Genomic DNA, 20,933 nt, shown 5'->3' with positions numbered 1-20,933 from the left:
CGTGCTGATATGGCTCAGTTGGTAGAGCGCACCCTTGGTAAGGGTGAGGTCCCCAGTTCGACTCTGGGTATCAGCACCACTTTATACTTAGGTTAAAGTTCGGCAAGAAGTAAAAGAATTTGTCTGGCGGCTTTAGCGCGGTGGTCCCACCTGACCCCATGCCGAACTCAGAAGTGAAACGCCGTAGCGCCGATGGTAGTGTGGGGTCTCCCCATGTGAGAGTAGGGAACTGCCAGGCATCAAATAAGTGAAAAGGCCATCCGAAAGGATGGCCTTTTTGCGTTTCTGCGCTGCACAAATCGTAGGCCGGGTAAGGCGAAGCCGCCACCCGGCAGAGCAAACGACTAATGAATTACCTGCGATAAAAATGCTCGCGTACGTTCTGACTTCGGATGCGCAAAGAACTCATCCGGCGGCGCCTGCTCAACAATCTCCCCGCGATCCATAAAGATCACCCGGTCGGCCACGGTTCTCGCGAATCCCATCTCATGCGTGACGCACAGCATCGTCATGCCGGATTGTGCCAGCCCAATCATGGTATCCAGAACCTCCTTCACCATTTCCGGATCCAGCGCAGATGTTGGTTCGTCAAACAGCATGATTTTGGGTTTCATGCACAGCGAACGGGCGATAGCCACGCGCTGTTGTTGCCCGCCCGAGATCTGACCTGGAAACTTATTGGCATGTTCCGCGATGCGTACGCGTTCAAGGTAGTGCATCGCCAGCGCCTCCGCTTCCTGTTTCGGCATCTTTCGGACCCAAATCGGCGCAAGCGTACAGTTCTGCAGAACGGTCAGGTGTGGAAACAGATTAAAGTGCTGAAATACCATTCCCACTTCCTGCCGCACGCGTTCGATATTGCGGATATCTTCATTCAGTTCAATACCATCAACCACAATGCGCCCTTGTTGATGCTCTTCAAGATGGTTAATACAGCGAATGGTTGTGGATTTACCTGAACCGGAAGGGCCGCAAAGGACGATGCGTTCGCCCTGCTTTACCTTAAGATTGATGTCCTTCAGGACATGAAACTGTCCATACCATTTATTGACGTTTTCCAGCGTAATCATCGCGTTGGCGGTTGTCATAGTCATTTGGCTCATAATTTCCTCAGTGCGGTGTACGCCCGGTGTTAAAGCGCTTTTCCAGATGCTGGCTATAGCGCGACATGCTAAAACAAAAGATCCAGTAGATCAGAGCGGCAAAGACATATCCTTCGGTGGACATACCCAGCCAGACAGGGTCAACGGTTGCCTGCTGCACGCTGCTAAAGAGATCGAACAATCCGATGATGATCACCAGGCTGGTATCTTTAAAGAGAGCAATGATCGTATTGACCAGCCCAGGGATAACCAGCTTGAGCGCTTGCGGAAGGATCACCAGCCCCTGCGTTTTCCAGTAACCGAGCGCCAGCGATTCCGCCGCTTCGTACTGGCCTTTAGGCAATGCCTGCAGGCCACCGCGTACAACTTCAGCGACATAGGCGGACTGGAAGAGAATCACCCCGACCAGGGCACGGATCAGCTTGTCGATCGTTGTACCTTCCGCCATAAACAGTGGCAGCATGACCGACGACATAAACAGTACGGTGATAAGCGGTACGCCGCGCCAGAACTCAATAAAGATAACGGAGAGCACGCGTACGACTGGCATTTTTGAACGGCGACCCAGGGCGAGTAAAATGCCCAACGGTAGCGCGCCGGCGATCCCTACTGAAGCGATAATCAATGTCAGCGTCAGGCCACCCCACTGGCGTGTTTCAACGCGTTCCAGCCCCAGAAAACCGCCATACAGCAGCACCCAGACAATAATCGGATAAACCACCGCCCAGACGGCAATATAGCGTCCACGGTGAGGCAGCTTTTTCCAGAACATGACTGCAACAGAGAGCAGGCCGATAACCAGCGCCAGATTAATCCGCCAACGCTGTTCGTGGGGATACAACCCATACATGAACTGGCCGAAGCGCTCATGAATAAATACCCAGCAAGCGCCGGCTTTTGTGCAATCTGCCCGGGTTGTACCGACCCAGTTGGCCTGTATAACCGCCCAGTTCAGCAGGGGAGGAATCAATTCCCACATTAGCCACAGGCAGACGATCGTCAGCAGGCTATTACTCCAGCTGGAGAAGAGATTCTTGCGTGCCCAGAGAATAAAACGTCCACCCGTCGAGCTGGCAGGGCGTGAGGAGTGCGACAGTATCGCTTTTGTCATCATAGATCCTTAGCGCTCGACCAGTGCTATACGACGGTTATAAAGGTTCATCAGCAACGAAATGGCCAGACTGATGATTAGATAGACGGACATGGTGATGGCAATGGTTTCTATGGCCTGTCCGGTCTGGTTAAGCACGGTTCCGGCGAAGAGAGACACCATATCCGGATAACCAATGGCAGCTGCCAGCGATGAGTTTTTGACAATGTTGAGATACTGGCTGGTCAGGGGCGGAATGATCACCCGTAAAGCCTGCGGAATAATAACCTGGCGAAGCGTCACGGTATTCGGCAAACCGAGTGAACGTGCCGCCTCGTGCTGCCCGTAAGGCACGGCCTGGATCCCGGAGCGGATGATTTCCGCAATAAACGCGGAGGTATAAATTGAAAGCGCCAGCGTGAGTGCTGCCAGTTCAGGAATTAACACCATACCACCCTGGAAGTTGAACCCGCGTAGGTGAGGAATATCCCAGTGCAAGGCTGCACCAAAAAGCCAGTGAGCAACTAACGGTAAGCCAACAATCAGCGCAGCGGCAACTGGCCATGTTTTACGAAGCTGTCCGGTTTTAATCTGATGCTTACGGTTATAGCGGAACAGGCCGACGGAAATCGCGAGCGCAACAATAATGGCGACGATAAAGGCGTAAATCCCTTCGGCCACCTGCGGAGAGGGAATGTATAACCCACGATTACTCAGGAAAAACAGCTCAAACGCATCGACGGCCTGGCGGGGACCGGGAAGATTACGCAGCACCGCGAAATACCAGAAGAAGATCTGCAGCAGCGGCGGGATGTTGCGAAACGTCTCAATATAGATGGTGGAAAGCTTTCGCAGCAGCCAGTTTTCAGAAAGACGCGCCAGCCCAATAAAGAAGCCCAGGATGGACGCGAAGACAATACAAAGTGCCGATACCAACAGCGTATTCAGTAAACCGACCACAAACACGCGTCCGTACGTGTCACCCTCCTGATAGTCGATAAGGTGCTGAACAATCCCAAAGCCCGCGCTGCGATCCAGAAACGCAAAACCGGAGGTGATACCGCGATTATTCAGGTTAGTAATGGTGTTATGGATGAGATACACGGCGATAAGAACAACCGCAACAATAGCAATAATCTGGAATAGCCAGGCGCGGACCGCGGGATGAGAAAAGGATAGCGATCCTTTTACGGCTGAGCGGCGATGGGACATAAAGAAACCTCAATAACCATGACTCTGGAGTGGGCACTGCCCGAGCAGTGCCCGTTACAGCTATGACTTAACGTACTGGTGGCGCGTACTGAATACCGCCGTTATTCCAGAGATTGTTCTGGCCGCGTTTGATCTTCAGCGGGCTTTCCGATCCCACGTTACGCTCGAAGATCTCTGCGTAGTTACCCACCTGTTTGATGATGTTGTAAGCCCACTTGTTATCCAGCTTCAGATCCTTGCCAAAATCACCTTCTTTACCGAGCAGGTGCGCCATATCCGGGGTGGAAGGATTCGCCGCTTTCTCATCAACATTTTTCGAGTTGATGCCCATCTCTTCTGCATTCAGCATGGCAAACAGCGTCCAGCGAACGATAGAGAACCAGTCTTCATCGCCACGACGCACAACCGGTCCGAGAGGTTCTTTGGAGATCACTTCAGGCAAGACAATCCATTCCGCCGGATTGCTCAGCTTAATGCGTAAGGCATACAGCTGTGACTGGTCAGAGGCCAGGGTGTCGCAGCGACCGGATTCCAGCGCTTTGGCTGATTCATCCGAGCGGTCGAAAGTCACAGGGGTGTATTTCATCTTATTTGCTTTGAAATAATCCGCGACGTTCAGCTCGGTATCGGTACCCGCCTGGATACACACGGTGGCGCCATCCAGTTCTTTGGCGCTTTTCAGGCCCGCTTTATTGTGGGTCAGGAAGCCGATGCCGTCATAATAGGTCACGCCCGTAAATGACATCCCCATACCTGCATCGCGGGAGGAGGTCCAGGTGGTGTTACGCGAGAGCATGTCAACTTCGCCGGACTGCAGCGCCGTAAAGCGCTCTTTCGCCGTCAGCGGGGTGTATTTTACTTTGCTGTCATCACCAAAAACCGCTGCTGCGACGCCACGGCAGACATCCACATCAATACCGGTAAATTTGCCGTTCGCATCGGCATAAGAGAAGCCAGGCAGACCGTCGCTGATACCGCATTGAACAAAACCTTTCTTTTTAACGGCATCCAGCGTCGTTCCCGCATGGGCTTGACCGGCTATGGCAAACAACATGCCTGCAGCGGTCAGGCTGGCTATCATCGTCTTTTTCATAATGGATCCTGTGTGGCGAAATTTATTGTTATAGAAGCGTTTTTAAGCGCTTAACCTGTCTGTGGCATTGGCCAACGTTTATAAAGCAAACGTAATGCCAGTTTTGAGTTCAGCGAGATAAGAGAAAACTGAACGCTTAATGCAGAGTGTAGACAGGCTTAAATAAAATGAGCGCCCCGAAACAGTGCGAAATTACAACCTGTGCCACAAATTGGAGCAAAAGTTTTAACCGGGATGAGATAAAAAGAAGAGATAGTTTCTGAGGTGAATATTGGCAGAGTATTCAATAGTATTAATGTATGAAAATCATCAGAGATAAGAAAAAGGTGTTGATAGCGGTTGGTTGAAATGAAATATAAGAATAAATGCGGAACTTTTTTATTTATTAGAAAATGGTGCACTCATTAAAAGCAAAAGCGCGGCCGGAGCCGCGCTTTCTGAACAGATGTTACTTCGTCAGGGCAACAATACCTAACGTTAAACCCGCTACTGCGGCAGCGCCGCCGGCGATGGCACCCGCTGTTTCCCAGTTGTCCTGGGTGGTGCCTTTCATACAGGTATTGGTATGAACCAGTCGGCCCTGATCATCGTAAACCGGTACACAAGGAGAGTCGTGCGCGCAACCAGCAAGCAGCGCAGCGAGAAGTGCAACGGAAATGAATCTTTTCATGATGTTACCTCAATATTATTTCTTATTCGCTACATAGCCAGGAGGGCTATTAACGAACTGGAGATTATTTTACCACCAGGGTAAGTTCCCGTTACACGTGGAATAATCTCAAATTATGTAGTTTGTAAAAATCATGGAGAAAAAGCGTTTTCTGGATAAATTCATGGAGAAATTATGGAGTCGCAAGAGGGCGCTTTTACTTAATGCAAACTCATGAATTTTTAATATGCGATTCAATAATGACTAATCCATTGTTTATATTAAAATAAAAAAGGCACCAAACGGTGCCTTCAGGGATACGTTAATCCTTATGGTTGGTAAACCGTCTCCGGACAACCACAAAGAAAACGGGCACAAAGAAAATAGCCAGAAGCGTTGCGGAAAGCATGCCTCCCATCACACCCGTACCGACGGCGTTTTGCGCGCCGCTCCCGGCTCCGGTGCTAATTACCAGCGGCATGACGCCAAGAATGAAGGCCAGGGAGGTCATCAGGATCGGGCGAAGGCGCATTCTTGAGGCTTCCAGCGTGGCCTCAATGATACCTTTACCTTCTTTATCCATCAGGTCCTTAGCAAATTCGACGATCAGGATGGCGTTTTTCGCCGATAACCCAATCGTCGTCAGCAGGCCGACCTGGAAATAGACGTCATTGTTTAACCCGCGCAGCGACGCTGCGAAAAGAGCCCCGATGACGCCTAACGGCACAACCAGCATGACAGAGAAGGGTATGGACCAGCTTTCATACAGCGCTGCCAGGCACAGGAACACCACGATCAGTGAAATGGCGTACAGTGCAGGCGCCTGGTTACCGGAAAGGCGTTCCTGATAAGACATTCCCGTCCAGTCGTAGCCGATGCCGGAAGGCAGTTTTGCCGCCAGGCTTTCCATCATCACCATGGCCTCACCGGTACTTTTCCCTGGGGCTGACTCACCGAGGATCTCCATGGACGGCATGCCGTTATAGCGTTCCAGACGAGGAGAACCGTAAACCCAGTGTGCGCTGCTAAAGGATGAGAACGGCACCATTTCCCCATTCGCGCTGCGCACGTAGAGATTGTTGATGTCCCCCGGCAACATTCGGAATTTCGCATCCGCCTGGACGTAAACTTTTTTCACGCGGCCATGATCGATAAAGTCATTCACATAGGTACCACCCAATGCCGTCGATATCGTCTGGTTGACGTCAGAAATGCTAATACCCAGCGCCTGCGCTTTCTCCTGATCGACATCCAGTTTGAACTGCGGTGTATCCTCCAGGCCGTTAGGACGCACGCGAACCAGCAGGTCAGGGTGCTCTTTCACCATGCCGAGCAGCTGATTACGCGCCTGCGTCAGCTGGATATGCCCCAGGTTTGCCTGATCGATAAGTTCAAAGTCGAAGCCCGTTGCGGTTCCCAGTTCGATAATGGCAGGCAGGTTAAACGGAAATACAAGGCCGTCTTTAATCTGGCTGAACGCTTTTGTCGCTCGGCCCACGATGGCCTCAACGCTATTTTTCTCCCCAGAACGTTCTTCCCAGGGTTTCAGGCTGACGAAGGCGATACCGGAGTTCTGGCCCTGACCGCTAAAGCTAAAGCCGTTAACGGTAAAGACGGATTCAACGTTCGCTTTCTCTTGGGTCAGATAGTAGTCCTGAACCTGGTCGAGAACCTGCTGAGTACGCGTCTGGGTCGCACCCGCCGGGAGTTGAACCATCGTCATAAATACCCCCTGATCCTCTTCAGGCAGGAAGGAGGTAGGTAAGCGCAGGAACAGCACCGCCATCCCACCGACAATAAGGACGTACACCACCAGATAGCGGCCGGTCTTACGCAAAATACCGCTTACGCTGTTGCTGTAGTGCTCCACGCTCTTATCAAAGAGCGCATTGAACCAGCCAAAGAACCCCCCTTTCTTCTCATGATGATCGCCAGAAACGGGCTTAAGCAGCGTTGCGCAGAGTGCGGGCGTCAGGATCAGCGCAACCAGCACGGAGAGCGCCATGGCTGAAACGATAGTCAGCGAGAACTGGCGATAGATGGCGCCCGTCGAGCCACCAAAAAAGGCCATCGGGACAAAGACCGCCGAGAGAACCATAGCGATCCCCACCAGCGCGCCCTGGATCTGCTCCATCGACTTCTGCGTGGCCTCTTTCGGCGGCAGCTTGTCCTCTACCATCACGCGCTCAACGTTCTCGACCACCACGATGGCGTCATCAACGAGTAGTCCTATCGCTAGTACCATCCCGAACATCGTCAGGGTGTTGATGGAGAAACCGAACGCCGCAAGAACCGCGAAGGTACCCAGCAGAACCACCGGCACCGCGATAGTCGGAATGAGCGTCGCGCGCAGGTTTTGCAGGAACAGATACATGACCAGGAAGACCAGAACGATCGCTTCAAACAGGGTCTTCACCACTTCATGAATAGATATTTTCACAAAAGGCGTGGTGTCATAGGGATAGACGACCTTCAACCCCTGCGGGAAGAACTGTTGTAGTTGCGCCAGTTTGCTCTTGATGGCTGCCGCGGTATCCAGCGCGTTTGCCCCGGTTGCCAGCTTAATCCCAAGGCCGGTGGCTGCCTGCCCGTTGATTTTGGTCACCATATTGTAGTTTTCGCCGCCGAGTTCAATGCGAGCGACATCCTTCAGGTGAACCATCGAGCCGTCCTGGTTCACCTTGAGCGTCACGCGGCCAAACTCTTCCGGTGATTTCAGGCGAGTTTGCGCGATGATGGAGGCATTCAACTGCTGTCCAGGAACCGATGGCGTACCGCCCAACTGACCTGCCGCTATCTGGTCGTTCTGCGTTTTCAGCTGGTTGATAATATCCAGCGGCGTCAGCTGGTATTTATTCATCGCGTTGCTGTCGAGCCAGATGCGCATCGCATACTGGGCGCCAAACAGCTGAACGTCGCCGACACCCGTCGTTCGGCTGATAGCATCTTTGACGTTCGAGGCGACATAGTCGGAGATATCATCCTGAGTGAGGTTTTTGTTGTCCGAAACAAAACCGGCGACCAGCAGGAAGCTGCTGCTGGATTTCTCAACGCCAATCCCTTGCTGCTGTACCTCTTGCGGCAGCAGCGGCATGGCGAGCTGCAGTTTGTTCTGCACCTGCACCTGGGCGATGTCCGGATCCGTTCCTGACTCGAAGGTCAGTGTGATGGTGACATTACCTGCTGAATCGCTGGTGGAAGACATGTACATCAGGTTGTCGATACCGTTCATGTTCTGTTCGATAACCTGGGTCACGGTATCCTGCACCGTCTGGGCATCAGCGCCGGGGTAGGTCGCAGAAATCGCCACGGCTGGCGGAGCAATCGTCGGATACTGGGCGACGGGCAGTTTGAGAATGGCCAGCCCGCCTGCAATCATCAAAATGATGGCAAGTACCCAGGCGAAAACCGGCCTTTGAATAAAGAAATTAGCCATGTCGTCGTTCCTTAACTGGCGGGAGTCGTGGTGGTATCTGGCGTGGCGACGACGGTAGCCCCTGGTCTGACTTTTTGTAATCCGCTGACAATCACGCGGTCACCGTTTTTCAGCCCTTCCGTCACCAGCCAGCGGTCGCCAATGGCCTGAGGCGCAACGACGGTACGTGATTCAACCTGGTTTTTATCATTAACCACCAGCACGGTTGCGTCGCCTCGTGGCGTTCGGGTCACGCCCTGCTGCGGAACCAGAATGGCATCTGGCTGTGTGCCTTCATCAATGCGGGCGCGAACGAACATCCCCGGTAACAGCAGGTGTTGAGGATTCGGGAAAATGGCGCGCAGCGTGATTGAGCCGGTGCTTTCATCCACCGTAACGTCGGAGAACTGCAGGGTGCCTTTCAGCGGATAGGGCTGACCATTCTCCATCAGCAGCTCAACGCTGCTGGCCGTGTCGCCTTTTTGCAGGCTAGTCTGCTTCAGGCGCATAAATTCATTGCTCGACTGGGTCACATCGACATAAATCGGATCAAGCTGCTGGACCGTCGCCAGCGCTGCGGCCTGCCCGTTCGTCACGAGCGCCCCTTCCGTCACGCTGGATTTGCCGATGCGGCCATCGACAGGGGACGTTACTTTGGTATACGCAAGGTTGATACGTGCGCTTTCAACGCCCGCTTTTGCGGCGACAACGCTGGCATCTGCCTGCTGGGCCGTAGCCACGGCCTGGTCATACTCTTGTTTACTGACATACTGTGTTCCCACCAGTGGGAGATAACGTTTCACCGTCAGGTGTGCAATATTGGCCGCCGCCTGCGCCTTTGCCAGCTCGCCTTTCGCGCTGTCGTAAGCCGCCTGATAGGTCGCAGGATCAATTTGATAAAGTGAGTCCCCAGCTTTTACATCGCTACCTTCCGTGAAGTTGCGACGCAGAATGATACCGCTAACCTGTGGACGAACCTCCGCAACGCGGAACGCATCTGTTCTGCCCGGGAGTTCAGTTGTGACGGCCAGCGGCGCACTTTTCACGATATGGACGCTGACCTGAGGCGCCTGTGCATGTTGTTGTTGATTTTCCTGGCCATCGCATCCAGTGAGCAGTACAGCGCAGACAATGAAACCGGCTAAGGGTAAACGTCTGAAATGATTCGTCATGACTGTTCCTTTAAATACCCATTAACCGATGTTTGCCGTAGATCGGTAGTGGGGCAGAGGGAAAAAATAAAATGTAGCTGCGTATAATAATGAGGGTATTTAATGTTTTTTAATTTATAAGTGCGAATGACGAGGCCTGAGAGGAAAATCAGAATCAGTCCCGTAGAAAATACGGCTATACTTCTGCCCACTAAATCAGGCTAATAGAGCTTAACCGGTAAATTTATTCATTCCGTGAATTTAATTACGGGCATGTATTTAGATTGTTTATAGATTAAGTGAATTGACTTTTTTTGTGCAAAATTAAAACGGCTTTTAGTGAATACTTCCAGCCATCCGAACCTGATGTTATGTATATACCCTGCGAGTAAAGAGTAGCTGTCAATGGCGCGTAAAAAGAAAGAAGAGGCTCAACAAACCCGACAGCAGTTGATTGAGGCGGCTATCGGGCAGTTTGCGACGCGAGGTGTGGCCAGCACGACGCTGACGGATATCGCCGATGCCGCAAAGGTTACGCGTGGTGCTATCTACTGGCACTTTACCAGTAAAGCAGAGATATTTAATGCCATCTGGGAACAGCAATTACCGCTACGTGACATCATTCGCGACAGGCTTTCTCTCTCCGAAAATGATGATCCGTTGTTAATACTTCGTGAGCAATTCATTACTGCGCTTCAGTATATCGCATGCGAACCCCGTCAATGTGCGCTATTACAAATTTTGTATCATAAATGTGAATTTACTAGCGATATGATTTCAGAGGAAGAAATTCGGAAACGTATTGGGTTCAATTATGATTCTTTACGCGTTACGCTGGAAAAATGTATTTCTCGAAACATCATTTCGTCGCAGGTGAACGTTGAGCTGACCATGATCGTATTCCACGGTTTTTTTAGCGGCATCATTAAAAACTGGTTAATGAATACCGACAGTTTTAATCTTTATCAGCAGGCGCCAGCCCTGGTCGACAGCATTCTGGCGACACTCCCTCTCTTGCGCGTGTCGCCTCATAATGATTACGGCTCAGCGCCTGGCAACATTTCACCCCGTGCACAAAGCGCCTCGATGGTCTGCGCGCTGGCGGGTTTACCTAACAGATAACCCTGTAAGGTATTACAGCCCAGCTCCGTCAAAAAGGCTTGCTGCGCTTCGGTTTCCACACCTTCGGCCACGACTTTCAGGTTGAGCGTTTTCGCGAGGGCCACAATCGCAGAGACAATGGTGGCATCCTCGCTTTCACCGCTTAACTCTTTCACAAACGCTCTGTCTATCTTCAGTTCACAGGCCGGTAAACGCTTGAGATACAGCAGGCTCGAATATCCGGTCCCAAAATCATCAATCGAGGCTTTCACCCCAGCATCCGTCAGCTCTGTCAGCACCCGCACGCTCTCATCGGGGTTGCTCATCGCCGTAGTTTCCGTGACTTCCAGGATCAACATTTCCGGCGGGACGTGATGACGCTCCAGGCAGTCGAGCACTGTTTTAACCAGCGAGGGCTGTTCGAACTGCAGCGTCGACAGGTTTACTGCCATTGACCAGTTTCGATGCCCCTGCAGATGCCATTCTCTCAGCTGGCGACAGGCTTCATTGAGCACCCAGTTACCAATAGGGATGATAAGCCCGGTTTTTTCCGCCAGCGGCAGGAAAAGATCCGGCGTCAGTAAACCCTGCTTCGGATGCTGCCAGCGCAGCAGCGCTTCAAACCCGAGGAGAGGGCCCGCGGGCGCGTGAAATTTTGGCTGATAAAGCAGGCGCAGTTCATTGCGATCGACGGCCATCCACAGATCGTTCATTAACTGAAGATGGGTCTGCGCCAGAGTGTTCATGGAGGGCTGGAAAAAGTGATAGCCGTTTCGGCCCATATGCTTGGTGTGATACATCGCCGCGTCGGCGTTAAACATCAGCTCACGTTCGGTTTTGCCGTCGTGAGGGTACAGGGCGATACCAATGCTAAGCGTTACCACCAGTTCGTAGGGGTCGAGAGTGAACGGGCTATCGATCGCCCGCACCAGCGAATTTGCCAGCGAGGCCGCATCGTCCGGACCTTCTCCCTCAGCCAGCAGAACAAACTCATCGCCGCCAATGCGTGCAAGGGTAAACTGGCCCTTCAGGAGATGCAGCAGACGCTGCGTAACGGCGACCAGCAGACTGTCACCGACATCATGGCCGTAGGCGTCATTGATGGCTTTAAAACCGTCGAGATCCATGAACATCAGGGCGAAATGGGTACCTTCACGGTCAGCTTTGCTGATGGCCTGATCGAGCCGGTCCTCCAGCAGGATACGGTTGGGCAGACGCGTCAGCGTATCGTGCAGCGCCAGCTGCGCAAGTTCCCGGTTCGCTTCTGCCAGCGACGAGGCCAGAAGGGCGGTTCGTGCCTGCAGGCGGGCATCCAGCATCGACACCAGCAGGGTGATCCCAAGAATAGAGAGCGCGACGACGCTGACCAGCACGGCCAGCCAGCTGCCGTTAATACCCTGATGGTGAACCATGGTGGACATTGGAAACTGCGCGGCCTTCATCCCGGCGTAGTGCATACCGGCGATAGCAATTCCCATCGTGATGGCGGCACCCAGGCGCATCAGCACCACCTGAGCGGCTTCGTGACGCAGGCGGAAGGTCAGCCACAATGCTGCAAGCGAAGCGGCAAGCGCAATCACGACCGAAATGGCCACCCACAGCGTATCCCAAACGATCCCCGGCCTCACCTCCAGCGCCGCCATACCGGTGTAATGCATGGCAACAATACCGATTCCCATTACCAGAGCGCCGGGGAGCAGGCGGCGCATGCGCAGCTGTTCACAGCTGACGAGCCATAGCGCAAACAGTGACGACCCCACGGCGATGACCATAGATAAAATCGTCAGGGTCGCGTTGTAGCTCATGCTCATGGAGAGATCCATCGCCAGCATGCCGATAAAGTGCATGGCCCATACGCCAATGCCCATCGCAACACCGCCTCCCGCCAGCCAGACGCGCGCTGCGACGCCCTGACTCCCGGCGACGCGTGCAGCCATATTCAGCGCGGTGTAAGCAGCAAGGATGGCAACAGCAAAGGAGAGGGCTACTAGGATAGGGTTATATTGGCTAACCAGCATGGTCGGTTCTACTCGAGTATGACGTTACGCAGGAGAGGTTGAGAAGGGCGAGACATTATCACCGTCAGGTAACGGCTCAAAGGGATTTAAATCCCCGTTTTTAGTGGGTAATACGGGGAGGTTGGTGACGGCTGGGGGTTAATCGAGTTCTGAACAGTTCACTAATTTCAGCGGATTGACGGAGTTCATATTGCGGCACTTGTCGGTTTCGGTGCTCATCAGTTCAATCCACTGCATCAGGAGGGCATCGAATAGAAAAACGGAGATTGCAAAGACGACCAGCCACCAGTATTTACGAATCATTGTGTCATTCCGCGAGAAGAGAGCCACTGAAATGGTGGAAATATACACGAAAAGAAGCGGTTTAAAAGCGGGATAAGCAAAGGTTTACAAAGCGTTGACGGTGAAAGAATAAGACAATAAAAAAGGCGCATCCCCATGCCAGGTAGCGCCTTTTTAAACAAGCATTTAACTGATTAGTATCAGTTCATGCCGTATTTTTTCAGTTTCTTACGCAGAGTACCACGGTTGATACCCATCATCAGCGCAGCGCGGGTCTGGTTACCGCGGGTGTATTGCATCACCATGTCCAACAGTGGCTGTTCAACTTCAGCCAGTACCAGCTCATACAGGTCATTAACATCCTGACCATTCAGTTGAGCAAAATAGTTCTTCAGTGCCTGTTTAACCGAGTCACGCAGGGGCTTTTGAGTTACCTGATCCTGAGAGTTAACGGTAGAAACGGTCAGTACGTCAGAATTTACGCGTTGTTCGAACATAGTTCTGTCAGCTCTTTATTTCATTACGCAAGATTTTCGAAGTATGCCTCCAACGCCTCCAGCTGTTCGCTGGCATCCTCAATGGCGTTGAATGTGCGCCGAAACTGGTCATCTGGAGCGTGCTCCTGGAGATACCAGGAGACGTGTTTACGCGCAATTCGGTACCCTTTTGCCTGACCGTAGTGGTCATGCAGTTCCCGAACATGCGAACAAAGCAAGCGCTTTACCTCTGCCAGAGGCAGTGGGGCAAGCAGCTCCCCAGTGTCCAGATAATGCTGGATTTCCCGGAAGATCCAGGGTCTTCCCTGAGCTGCACGTCCTATCATCAGAGCATCAGCTCCCGTATAGTCGAGTACAGCCCTGGCTTTAAGCGGGTCAGTTATGTCGCCATTCGCGATAATCGGAATGGAAACCTTCTGCTTAACTGCCCGAATGCTGTCGTATTCAGCTTCACCATTGAACAAACAGGCGCGAGTGCGTCCGTGGATGGTCAGGGCCTGAATACCACAATCTTCGGCCAGTTGGGCAATCTCTACACAGTTACGGTGTTCCGGCGACCAACCCGTGCGAATCTTCAACGTAACAGGAACGTCCACTGCGCTGACAACCGCCGTCAGGATAGCTTTCACCTGGTCGGGGTATTGCAGAAGGGCTGAACCTGCAAGCTTGCGATTCACCTTTTTGGCCGGGCAACCCATATTGATATCAATAATCTGGGCACCACTTTCCACGTTAATACGCGCGGCATCTGCCATCTCTTCAGGCACGCTTCCGGCAATTTGCACGGTGCGAATACCTGGTTCATCAATGTGCACCATCCGAAGGCGGGATTTATCGCTTTCCCAAACCTGCGGGTTAGACGACATCATCTCGGATACGGTTAAACCGGCTCCCATCTCATAGCACAGCGTCCTGAACGGCCGGTCGGTAATACCTGCCATTGGGGCTGCGATCAGGCGATTTCTAAGCTGGTGGTGTCCGATGCGCATGAGTTAAGAAATGACCATACTGTGACTGCAAGGCGGCGTATATTACGCATTTTTTGCACGAGATGAAAGGCCAAACTTTGAACAATCCACTGTTGTAGATCAAGGAATCGCCACGCAATCTTTTCGTTTAAAATTATTCATTATTGAAATCATTGAGTTATGCGCTGATGGCTATTTTATGTGCGCTTACAATTTCCCGTAACTTCTCATCATTTCTGAATAAATGCGACAGATGAGCGGGATAATCTGCTGTTTTTAACAGCAGATTTCCCCACTTCTTTGCGATCTGCGTCGCATTTTAGAACATGATTTCAGGGCAAAAAATAGACGTTATTCGAGGATAACACGACCATGGAGGGACTGTACCGGCCGGTTATTATCGTGATGCATTGTGTGGGTGAATTTCTCGAGCTGCCCGGCGGAGACCGTCAGAGGATGCTTAAGCACGATCCAGGTGACGCCTTCTGAACACGGTGGCGTTGTCAGCGAGCCGCTAAAGCGCCAGTACGTTTTATCTTCCGGCAGCAGCTTATTCAGGTTGAGCTCCTGCTTGATGGAGACGTTCAGCTCAGCCTGCTGAGGCATAACGTCCCACAGTTTATCAAGTTCACGGTTCTCTGCCCCTTTGTCGAACATGACCGCGACCACCGCCAGTTCCCCCTTCGCATTTTTATGCACAAGGTGCATTTCCATCGCGTAATGCTTGCCGTGCACGGTGTTTTCGCTCGGCGCGTGGAAGTGGAACTGCTGTAATGTCCAGGTTTGCTTATCCAGCGTGATAGTGTCGCGAGTGTCGGCCTGCTCGCTTGCCTGAATAGTATGGCCATTGTTTGTCAGCGTCACAGGGCCGTCAACGTAGTGCGTTTGCAGCGGGGAGAGATGGGCGTTAGCGGTTGAATCAATATCAATGGGAGACTGGTTCATTCCACTGTTACAGGCCTTGTACGCTTCATCCAGTTCACCCCAGTGCTCCGGTGAGCTTTCTCCTTTGTAGCTCCAGTGTGATGCGCATGCTGAAGCCGAGATCATGCTCAGCGCTAACAGCGCTGCCTTGCTATAAACGTGTTTCATAATATTCTTCCCGTGAATTTTTATTATCCAAATCAAAAGTTATCAATATGATTTGTGGGGTTATTTTACCGGAGGCAGGTCAGGGGCGGGAGGAATATTGAGGAGAAAAGGCGTGGTCAGAGGACCACGCCAAATGCTTATTTTTTACGACCGGTAATGCGGCACCACTCTTCTTTCTCGACGACCGGGTCGAGCGCAAAGAGATCGGCGTAGGCTTCGCAAACGCTCTCCGCCTGGCTTGCCAGGATGCCGGACAGACCCAGCAGACCGCCCTCAACCGGTAGCACGCTGATTAATGGCGCCAGTTCACGCAGTGGGCCCGCGAGAATGTTTGCGACCACCACATCGGCTTTCATGGCTTCTGGCTGCGCTTCCGGCAGGTAGAGCTCCAGACGATCGGAGACGCCGTTACGCTCGGCATTATCGCGGCTGGCCTGAATGGCCTGCGGATCGATATCGATCCCGATGGCTTTCGCCGCGCCCAGTTTCAGGGCGGCAATCGCGAGGATCCCGGAACCGCAGCCGAAGTCGATCACCGTCTTACCTTCCAGATCCAGACCATCCAGCCACTGCAGGCACAGAGACGTGGTTGGATGGGTGCCGGTGCCAAACGCCAGGCCTGGGTCAAGCATCACGTTCACCGCGTTTTCATCGGGAACCTCGCGCCAGCTTGGGCAGATCCACAGACGTTTGCCGAACTGCATCGGATGGAAGTTGTCCATCCACTCGCGTTCCCAGTCTTTGTCTTCCAGCTGTTCGATTTTATGCGCGAAGCCTGCGCCCAGCAGCGGATGGTTTTCCAGAATCGCCACCACCTCTTTCATGTCGGTTTCGGCATCGAACAGGCCGATCACGTCGGTATCACCCCACAGGCGCGTTTCGCCCGGCAGCGGTTCAAAGACCGGCGTGTCGTGCGTGTCCTGAAAGGTGATGGAGACAGAGCCGGCTTCCATCAGCGCATCGCTTAGCTCTTCGGCGTTCGCGCCGGTTGTGTTCAGTTTTAGTTGGATCCACGGCATGGCAAAACTCTTTATTTATCAGTAGAAATCATAGCGGGTTGTGGGGCGGGCTGACCGAAACGGTTCCCCACCACAAACGCCAGTAAACTTAGCAGTAACGAAGGCACAATCGGATGGAAGCCCAGATACTGAATCTTAAATGTCGCAAGGATGGCATACAGCACACCGCCAACAATCATCGCGCTCAGCGCGCCTGCAGCGTTCGCGCGTTCCCAGTAAAGACCTAATACCAGCGGCCACAGGAAAACGGCTTCAAGCCCACCAAACGCAAGCAGGTTCAGCCAGATAATCATCTCCGGCGGACGCCATGCAGCTAACATCAGCAAAGCTCCTAACACCAGCGTAATGACGGCAGACATCCGCTTCAGGCGACGTTCATTTTCAACCTGCTCAGGGCGCAGGTTCAGATAGAGATCTTTAATGATCGTAGCGGAACTTTGCAGTAACTGGGCGTTAATGGTCGACATAATGGCGGCCATTGGCGCTGCGAGGAAAATTCCGGCGGCGAAGGGCGGCAGCACTTTAACCATCAGCGTAGGGATCACCAGATCCGGCACGGTAAGGTCGGGGATCACCGCGCGCCCTAACGCACCTGCCAGGTGCATACCAAACATCAGGACCGCGACCACAATCGTCCCGATGATGATGCCCTTGTGAACGGCTTTGCTGTCTTTATAGGAGATACAACGCACGGCGGTATGCGGCAGACCAATCACCCCGAAGCAGACTAACACCCAGAACGAGGTCATAAAGGTCGGCGAGAGGATATCATCCGCGCCCTGCGGTGAAATCAGTTTCGGGTCAATCGCTTCCAGGGTTTCCACCGCATGAGTGAGTCCACCCGCCGCATGAACAATCCCCACCAGCAGAACAATCGTGCCGATGAGCATGACCATTCCCTGCAGCGTATCGTTCAGCACGCTGGCGCGGAACCCGCCAAACGCGGTATAGAGCGCGATGCTTACCCCGAAGATAAGCAGGCCTGTCTCGTAAGGGATCCCGGCCGCCGTTTCCAGCAGGCGTGCCCCGCCGATAAACTGTACGGTCATCGCGCCAATAAAGGCCACCAGCAGGCTTAAGCTCGCCAGCCACACCAGTAAGCGGCTCTGGTAACGGGCAAACAGCATGTCGTTGAGCGTGACGGCATTATAGCGGCGCGCCAGAATGGCAAATTTCTTACCAAGAATACCGAGGGAGAGCCAGACGGCAGGCAGCTGGATCATAGCCAGCAGTACCCAGCCTAACCCGTACTTGTAGGCCGCACCGGGGCCGCCAATAAACGAGCTGGCGCTGATATAGGTCGCGGTCAGCGTCATTGCCAGCACAACGCCGCCCATCGAACGGCTGCCGAGGAAATACTCGTTAAGAAAAGCACCGGTCGTTCTTTTGCGCATGGCGTAAATGGATAAACCAAACACGACCAGCAGGTATGCGACAAGCGGCAGAATGACTTCAAGCTGCATCATCGTCCTCCAGCGGAATATCCCGGTAGATAAATTTCACCATTGCCCAGCACAGCAGGATAAACACCAGCGGTACCAGCAGGCAGGCCATTTCGAACCAGTGCGGCAGGCCGGTGATGCCAATAGCGGAGTCAGGTAAGTAAGCAGTCACTAACCATGCAGCAAGATAGAGAAGGGTCAGCCACAGCGCCCAGCGCGCTTCTTTATGGGCCTGAACAAAACGTTTGTCCATTTTTTGTCCCTTGTGGATGCAGAAAGCGGGGATTGTACATGATGGGGCTTTGCGATCCCCAGAAATAAAAAAAGGCCGGATAATCCGGCCTTTTAGCAACACAGCTCTCTTACTTCTCGTTCAGGCCGAGTTTTTTCTCCAGGTAGTGGATATTGGTTCCACCATTCTGGAAGTGCTCGTCGCTCATGATACGCATCTGCAGATCAACGTTGGTTTTAATACCGTCGATGATCAGCTCCTGCAGGGCGTTCTTCATGCGGGCAATCGCCACGTCACGGTTTTCGCCGTAGCAGATGAGCTTGCCGATCATTGAGTCATAGTACGGCGGTACGGTGTAACCGGCGTAGATATGAGACTCCCAGCGCACGCCAAAACCACCCGGCGCGTGGAAACGCGTGATTTTACCCGGGCTTGGCAGGAAGGTGTTCGGGTCTTCGGCGTTGATACGGCACTCTACCGCATGGCCTTTCACCACTACTTCTTCCTGCTTGATGGACAGAGGCTGACCGGCTGCGATACGCAGCTGCTCTTTGATCAGGTCAACGCCGGTGATCATTTCGGTAACCGGGTGTTCAACCTGAATACGGGTGTTCATCTCAATGAAGTAGAACTCGCCGTTTTCGAACAGGAACTCAAAGGTACCCGCCCCGCGATAGCCGATATCAACGCACGCTTTGGCGCAACGCTCGCCGATGTAGCGACGCAGTTCCGGGGTAATGCCCGGCGCTGGCGCTTCTTCGACCACTTTCTGGTGACGACGCTGCATGGAGCAGTCACGTTCTGCCAGATAGATCGCGTTACCCTGACCGTCAGCCAGCACCTGAATTTCGATGTGGCGTGGGTTTTCCAGGTATTTTTCCATGTACACCATGTCATTGCTGAAAGCCGCTTTCGCTTCCGCTTTGGTCATGGAGATGGACTGCGCCAGTTCAGCATCGCTGCGCACAACGCGCATACCGCGACCGCCGCCGCCGCCGGACGCCTTGATGATAACCGGGTAGCCAATGCGTTTAGCATGAGCACGGTTAGCATCCATGTCGTCGGTCAGAGGGCCGTCAGAGCCTGGCACGGTTGGAACACCGGCTTTTTTCATTGCGGTGATTGCAGACACTTTGTCGCCCATCAGGCGAATGGTGTCAGCTTTCGGACCGATGAAGATAAAGCCAGAGCGTTCAACCTGCTCAGCAAAGTTGGCGTTCTCAGAGAGGAAGCCGTAACCCGGATGAATTGCCACCGCGCCGGTGATTTCAGCGGCGCTGATGATAGCCGGGATGTTCAGATAGCTTTTTACGGACGGAGCCGGGCCAATACAGACCGTCTCATCCGCCAGCAATACGTGTTTTAAATCGCGATCCGCGCTTGAGTGCACGGCCACGGTCTTGATGCCCAGTTCTTTACAGGCACGAAGAATACGCAGTGCAATCTCGCCACGGTTGGCGATAACAATTTTATCCAGCATGTTCGCCTCGTTACTCGATGACGACCAGCGGCTCGTCAAATTCAACCGGCTGACCACTTTCGACCAGAATCGCTTTCACAGTACCTGACTTGTCAGCTTCGATCTGGTTCATCATTTTCATCGCTTCAACGATGCACAGGGTATCGCCTACGTTGACTTTCTGACCCACTTCGATGAACGCCTTCGCGTCCGGGCTCGGGGTGCGGTAGAAAGTACCAACCATTGGGGAACGTACGATGTGACCACTGATTTCTGCTGCAGCGGCAGGTGCGGCTTCAGCTGCTGCTGGCGCAACGGCTGCGGAAAGCGCAGGCTGCTGCACTGGCGCAGCGTAAGCTTGCTGCATTACCGGGAAGCTAGCGGCTGGGGCTGCACGGCTGATGCGTACAGACTCTTCGCCTTCAGAAATTTCCAGTTCGGAGATGCCTGATTCTTCAACCAGCTCGATCAGTTTTTTAATCTTACGAATATCCATGAGTGGGTTCCGTACTCTTGTTTAGTGTGATTGTGACAAGCGTTTTACCGCTGTCTGTAAAGCGTATGAATAGCCGTCTGCGCCCAGTCCGCAGATAACGCCAGCAGCGATATCCGACAGATACGAATGGTGGCGGAACGGCTCTCGGGCGTGCACGTTACTCAGGTGGATCTCGATAAACGGGATACTCACCGCGAGCAGTGCGTCGCGGATAGCAACACTGGTGTGCGTAAACGCGGCCGGATTGATCAGGATATAGTCCACAGTGTCTTTAGCCTGATGAATACGGTCGATGATTGCGTACTCCGCGTTTGACTGAAAATGATCCAAATCCACATTCAGCGAGGCTGCTTCCGTGCTCAGACGGTTAACAATTTCGCTCAATGTCAGCGTGCCGTACTTCTCTGGCTCACGGGTGCCGAGCATGTTCAGGTTCGGTCCGTTTAAAACTAAGATGTGGAACTTATCAGTCATTATGCCGCTATCTCCTGCGATTTTCGGGTAAAAAACAAAATATACCGTCGAAGCGCAAATGTCACCTTTTCAGAGGCCCAAAACCGCTGTCAGGCGAACCAAGGTCGCACATTATAACGATTTCGTAGCATTTGGCAGCT

At 53.0% G+C, this 20,933-nt stretch carries 19 protein-coding genes, 1 tRNA gene and 1 rRNA gene; 3 read left to right on the top strand and 18 right to left on the bottom strand.

The features are described 5' to 3' along the window. Window positions 1-3: 3 nt before the first annotated feature. Together DG357_RS20595 and rrf are read left to right on the top strand one after the other, a co-directional pair. Window positions 4-79: transfer RNA gene (locus tag DG357_RS20595), tRNA-Thr, on the top strand. Between the two features lie 43 nt (window positions 80-122). Next, window positions 123-238, top strand: a 5S ribosomal RNA gene (rrf, locus tag DG357_RS20590). A 106-nt stretch (window positions 239-344) separates the two neighbouring features. Here rrf and DG357_RS20585 read toward each other — a convergent pair. From DG357_RS20585 to DG357_RS20555, 7 genes are all read right to left on the bottom strand, one after another. Next, window positions 345-1,103: an amino acid ABC transporter ATP-binding protein gene (locus tag DG357_RS20585; RefSeq protein ID WP_041907797.1), complete on the bottom strand. Its 759-nt coding sequence runs from the start codon at window positions 1,101-1,103 to the stop codon at window positions 345-347. 7 nt (window positions 1,104-1,110) lie between these two features. Then, a complete protein-coding gene (locus DG357_RS20580) occupies window positions 1,111-2,214 on the bottom strand; it encodes an amino acid ABC transporter permease (protein WP_041907798.1) in 1,104 nt (367 codons plus the stop codon). A 9-nt stretch (window positions 2,215-2,223) separates the two neighbouring features. After that, window positions 2,224-3,405: an amino acid ABC transporter permease gene (locus tag DG357_RS20575; RefSeq protein WP_048959000.1), complete on the bottom strand. Its 1,182-nt coding sequence runs from the start codon at window positions 3,403-3,405 to the stop codon at window positions 2,224-2,226. A 67-nt stretch (window positions 3,406-3,472) separates the two neighbouring features. Beyond that, window positions 3,473-4,498, bottom strand: a complete 1,026-nt coding sequence (locus DG357_RS20570; RefSeq protein WP_028014619.1) for an amino acid ABC transporter substrate-binding protein — start codon at window positions 4,496-4,498, stop codon at window positions 3,473-3,475. A 448-nt stretch (window positions 4,499-4,946) separates the two neighbouring features. Continuing rightward, window positions 4,947-5,168 carry a lipoprotein gene (locus tag DG357_RS20565; RefSeq protein ID WP_008502867.1) on the bottom strand — a complete coding sequence of 74 codons (222 nt, stop codon included), beginning with the start codon at window positions 5,166-5,168 and terminating at the stop codon, window positions 4,947-4,949. A gap of 301 nt (window positions 5,169-5,469) precedes the next feature. Then, a complete protein-coding gene (locus DG357_RS20560; RefSeq protein WP_088204332.1) occupies window positions 5,470-8,583 on the bottom strand; it encodes an efflux RND transporter permease subunit in 3,114 nt (1,037 codons plus the stop codon). An 11-nt stretch (window positions 8,584-8,594) separates the two neighbouring features. Continuing rightward, window positions 8,595-9,734: an efflux RND transporter periplasmic adaptor subunit gene (locus DG357_RS20555; protein ID WP_028014617.1), complete on the bottom strand. Its 1,140-nt coding sequence runs from the start codon at window positions 9,732-9,734 to the stop codon at window positions 8,595-8,597. Between the two features lie 384 nt (window positions 9,735-10,118). On the opposite strand from DG357_RS20555, the gene envR reads away from it, so the two are divergent. Next, on the top strand, window positions 10,119-10,835 hold the full coding sequence (envR, locus tag DG357_RS20550; RefSeq protein WP_088204333.1) for an acrEF/envCD operon transcriptional regulator: 717 nt from the start codon (window positions 10,119-10,121) through the stop codon (window positions 10,833-10,835). On the opposite strand, the gene DG357_RS20545 is transcribed toward envR, so the two are convergent. The 11 genes from DG357_RS20545 to aroQ form a co-directional block, all read right to left on the bottom strand. After that, window positions 10,751-12,832: a putative bifunctional diguanylate cyclase/phosphodiesterase gene (locus tag DG357_RS20545; RefSeq protein ID WP_088204334.1), complete on the bottom strand. Its 2,082-nt coding sequence runs from the start codon at window positions 12,830-12,832 to the stop codon at window positions 10,751-10,753. The genes envR and DG357_RS20545 overlap by 85 nt on opposite strands. Window positions 12,833-12,970: 138 nt before the next feature. Beyond that, on the bottom strand, window positions 12,971-13,135 hold the full coding sequence (locus tag DG357_RS20540; protein ID WP_014885446.1) for a DUF2556 family protein: 165 nt from the start codon (window positions 13,133-13,135) through the stop codon (window positions 12,971-12,973). A 179-nt stretch (window positions 13,136-13,314) separates the two neighbouring features. Further along, window positions 13,315-13,611 (bottom strand): DNA-binding transcriptional regulator Fis, encoded by a 297-nt coding sequence (gene fis, locus DG357_RS20535; RefSeq protein WP_000462905.1) that lies wholly within the window; start codon window positions 13,609-13,611, stop codon window positions 13,315-13,317. 23 nt (window positions 13,612-13,634) lie between these two features. Beyond that, a complete protein-coding gene (gene dusB / locus DG357_RS20530) occupies window positions 13,635-14,600 on the bottom strand; it encodes a tRNA dihydrouridine synthase DusB (RefSeq protein WP_008502861.1) in 966 nt (321 codons plus the stop codon). A gap of 330 nt (window positions 14,601-14,930) precedes the next feature. Continuing rightward, window positions 14,931-15,671: a carbonic anhydrase gene (locus tag DG357_RS20525; RefSeq protein ID WP_088204335.1), complete on the bottom strand. Its 741-nt coding sequence runs from the start codon at window positions 15,669-15,671 to the stop codon at window positions 14,931-14,933. 137 nt (window positions 15,672-15,808) lie between these two features. Continuing rightward, window positions 15,809-16,690 carry a 50S ribosomal protein L11 methyltransferase gene (gene prmA / locus DG357_RS20520; RefSeq protein WP_028014613.1) on the bottom strand — a complete coding sequence of 294 codons (882 nt, stop codon included), beginning with the start codon at window positions 16,688-16,690 and terminating at the stop codon, window positions 15,809-15,811. An 11-nt stretch (window positions 16,691-16,701) separates the two neighbouring features. Beyond that, entirely contained in the window at window positions 16,702-18,153 is a 1,452-nt protein-coding gene (gene panF, locus DG357_RS20515; RefSeq protein ID WP_028014612.1) for a sodium/pantothenate symporter, read from the bottom strand. After that, complete coding sequence (locus tag DG357_RS20510) at window positions 18,143-18,385, bottom strand: YhdT family protein (RefSeq protein WP_006178860.1); 243 nt, start codon at window positions 18,383-18,385, stop codon at window positions 18,143-18,145. The genes panF and DG357_RS20510 overlap by 11 nt, the downstream gene beginning before the upstream one ends. Window positions 18,386-18,494: 109 nt before the next feature. After that, entirely contained in the window at window positions 18,495-19,844 is a 1,350-nt protein-coding gene (gene accC, locus DG357_RS20505) for an acetyl-CoA carboxylase biotin carboxylase subunit (protein ID WP_003860388.1), read from the bottom strand. Window positions 19,845-19,854: 10 nt separating this feature from the next. Further along, on the bottom strand, window positions 19,855-20,319 hold the full coding sequence (accB, locus tag DG357_RS20500; protein ID WP_008502856.1) for an acetyl-CoA carboxylase biotin carboxyl carrier protein: 465 nt from the start codon (window positions 20,317-20,319) through the stop codon (window positions 19,855-19,857). A gap of 21 nt (window positions 20,320-20,340) precedes the next feature. Further along, window positions 20,341-20,793: a type II 3-dehydroquinate dehydratase gene (aroQ, locus tag DG357_RS20490; protein WP_028014610.1), complete on the bottom strand. Its 453-nt coding sequence runs from the start codon at window positions 20,791-20,793 to the stop codon at window positions 20,341-20,343. Window positions 20,794-20,933: the final 140 nt, after the last annotated feature.

Source organism: Enterobacter bugandensis (assembly GCF_900324475.1).
GTDB classification, from domain to species: Bacteria; Pseudomonadota; Gammaproteobacteria; order Enterobacterales; family Enterobacteriaceae; genus Enterobacter; species Enterobacter bugandensis.
This window is presented reverse-complemented; position numbering and strand designations above follow the sequence as displayed.

Bases quoted from the DNA above. Each gene is read 5' to 3' on its own strand.
- DG357_RS20585 (WP_041907797.1), bottom strand. From the start codon at position 1,103: ATGAGCCAAATGACTATGACAACCGCCAACGCGATGATTACGCTGGAA.
- DG357_RS20580 (WP_041907798.1), bottom strand. From the start codon at position 2,214: ATGACAAAAGCGATACTGTCGCACTCCTCACGCCCTGCCAGCTCGACG.
- DG357_RS20575 (WP_048959000.1), bottom strand. From the start codon at position 3,405: ATGTCCCATCGCCGCTCAGCCGTAAAAGGATCGCTATCCTTTTCTCAT.
- DG357_RS20570 (WP_028014619.1), bottom strand. From the start codon at position 4,498: ATGAAAAAGACGATGATAGCCAGCCTGACCGCTGCAGGCATGTTGTTT.
- DG357_RS20565 (WP_008502867.1), bottom strand. From the start codon at position 5,168: ATGAAAAGATTCATTTCCGTTGCACTTCTCGCTGCGCTGCTTGCTGGT.
- DG357_RS20560 (WP_088204332.1), bottom strand. From the start codon at position 8,583: ATGGCTAATTTCTTTATTCAAAGGCCGGTTTTCGCCTGGGTACTTGCC.
- DG357_RS20555 (WP_028014617.1), bottom strand. From the start codon at position 9,734: ATGACGAATCATTTCAGACGTTTACCCTTAGCCGGTTTCATTGTCTGC.
- envR (WP_088204333.1), top strand. From the start codon at position 10,119: ATGGCGCGTAAAAAGAAAGAAGAGGCTCAACAAACCCGACAGCAGTTG.
- DG357_RS20545 (WP_088204334.1), bottom strand. From the start codon at position 12,832: ATGCTGGTTAGCCAATATAACCCTATCCTAGTAGCCCTCTCCTTTGCT.
- DG357_RS20540 (WP_014885446.1), bottom strand. From the start codon at position 13,135: ATGATTCGTAAATACTGGTGGCTGGTCGTCTTTGCAATCTCCGTTTTT.
- fis (WP_000462905.1), bottom strand. From the start codon at position 13,611: ATGTTCGAACAACGCGTAAATTCTGACGTACTGACCGTTTCTACCGTT.
- dusB (WP_008502861.1), bottom strand. From the start codon at position 14,600: ATGCGCATCGGACACCACCAGCTTAGAAATCGCCTGATCGCAGCCCCA.
- DG357_RS20525 (WP_088204335.1), bottom strand. From the start codon at position 15,671: ATGAAACACGTTTATAGCAAGGCAGCGCTGTTAGCGCTGAGCATGATC.
- prmA (WP_028014613.1), bottom strand. From the start codon at position 16,690: ATGCCGTGGATCCAACTAAAACTGAACACAACCGGCGCGAACGCCGAA.
- panF (WP_028014612.1), bottom strand. From the start codon at position 18,153: ATGCAGCTTGAAGTCATTCTGCCGCTTGTCGCATACCTGCTGGTCGTG.
- DG357_RS20510 (WP_006178860.1), bottom strand. From the start codon at position 18,385: ATGGACAAACGTTTTGTTCAGGCCCATAAAGAAGCGCGCTGGGCGCTG.
- accC (WP_003860388.1), bottom strand. From the start codon at position 19,844: ATGCTGGATAAAATTGTTATCGCCAACCGTGGCGAGATTGCACTGCGT.
- accB (WP_008502856.1), bottom strand. From the start codon at position 20,319: ATGGATATTCGTAAGATTAAAAAACTGATCGAGCTGGTTGAAGAATCA.
- aroQ (WP_028014610.1), bottom strand. From the start codon at position 20,793: ATGACTGATAAGTTCCACATCTTAGTTTTAAACGGACCGAACCTGAAC.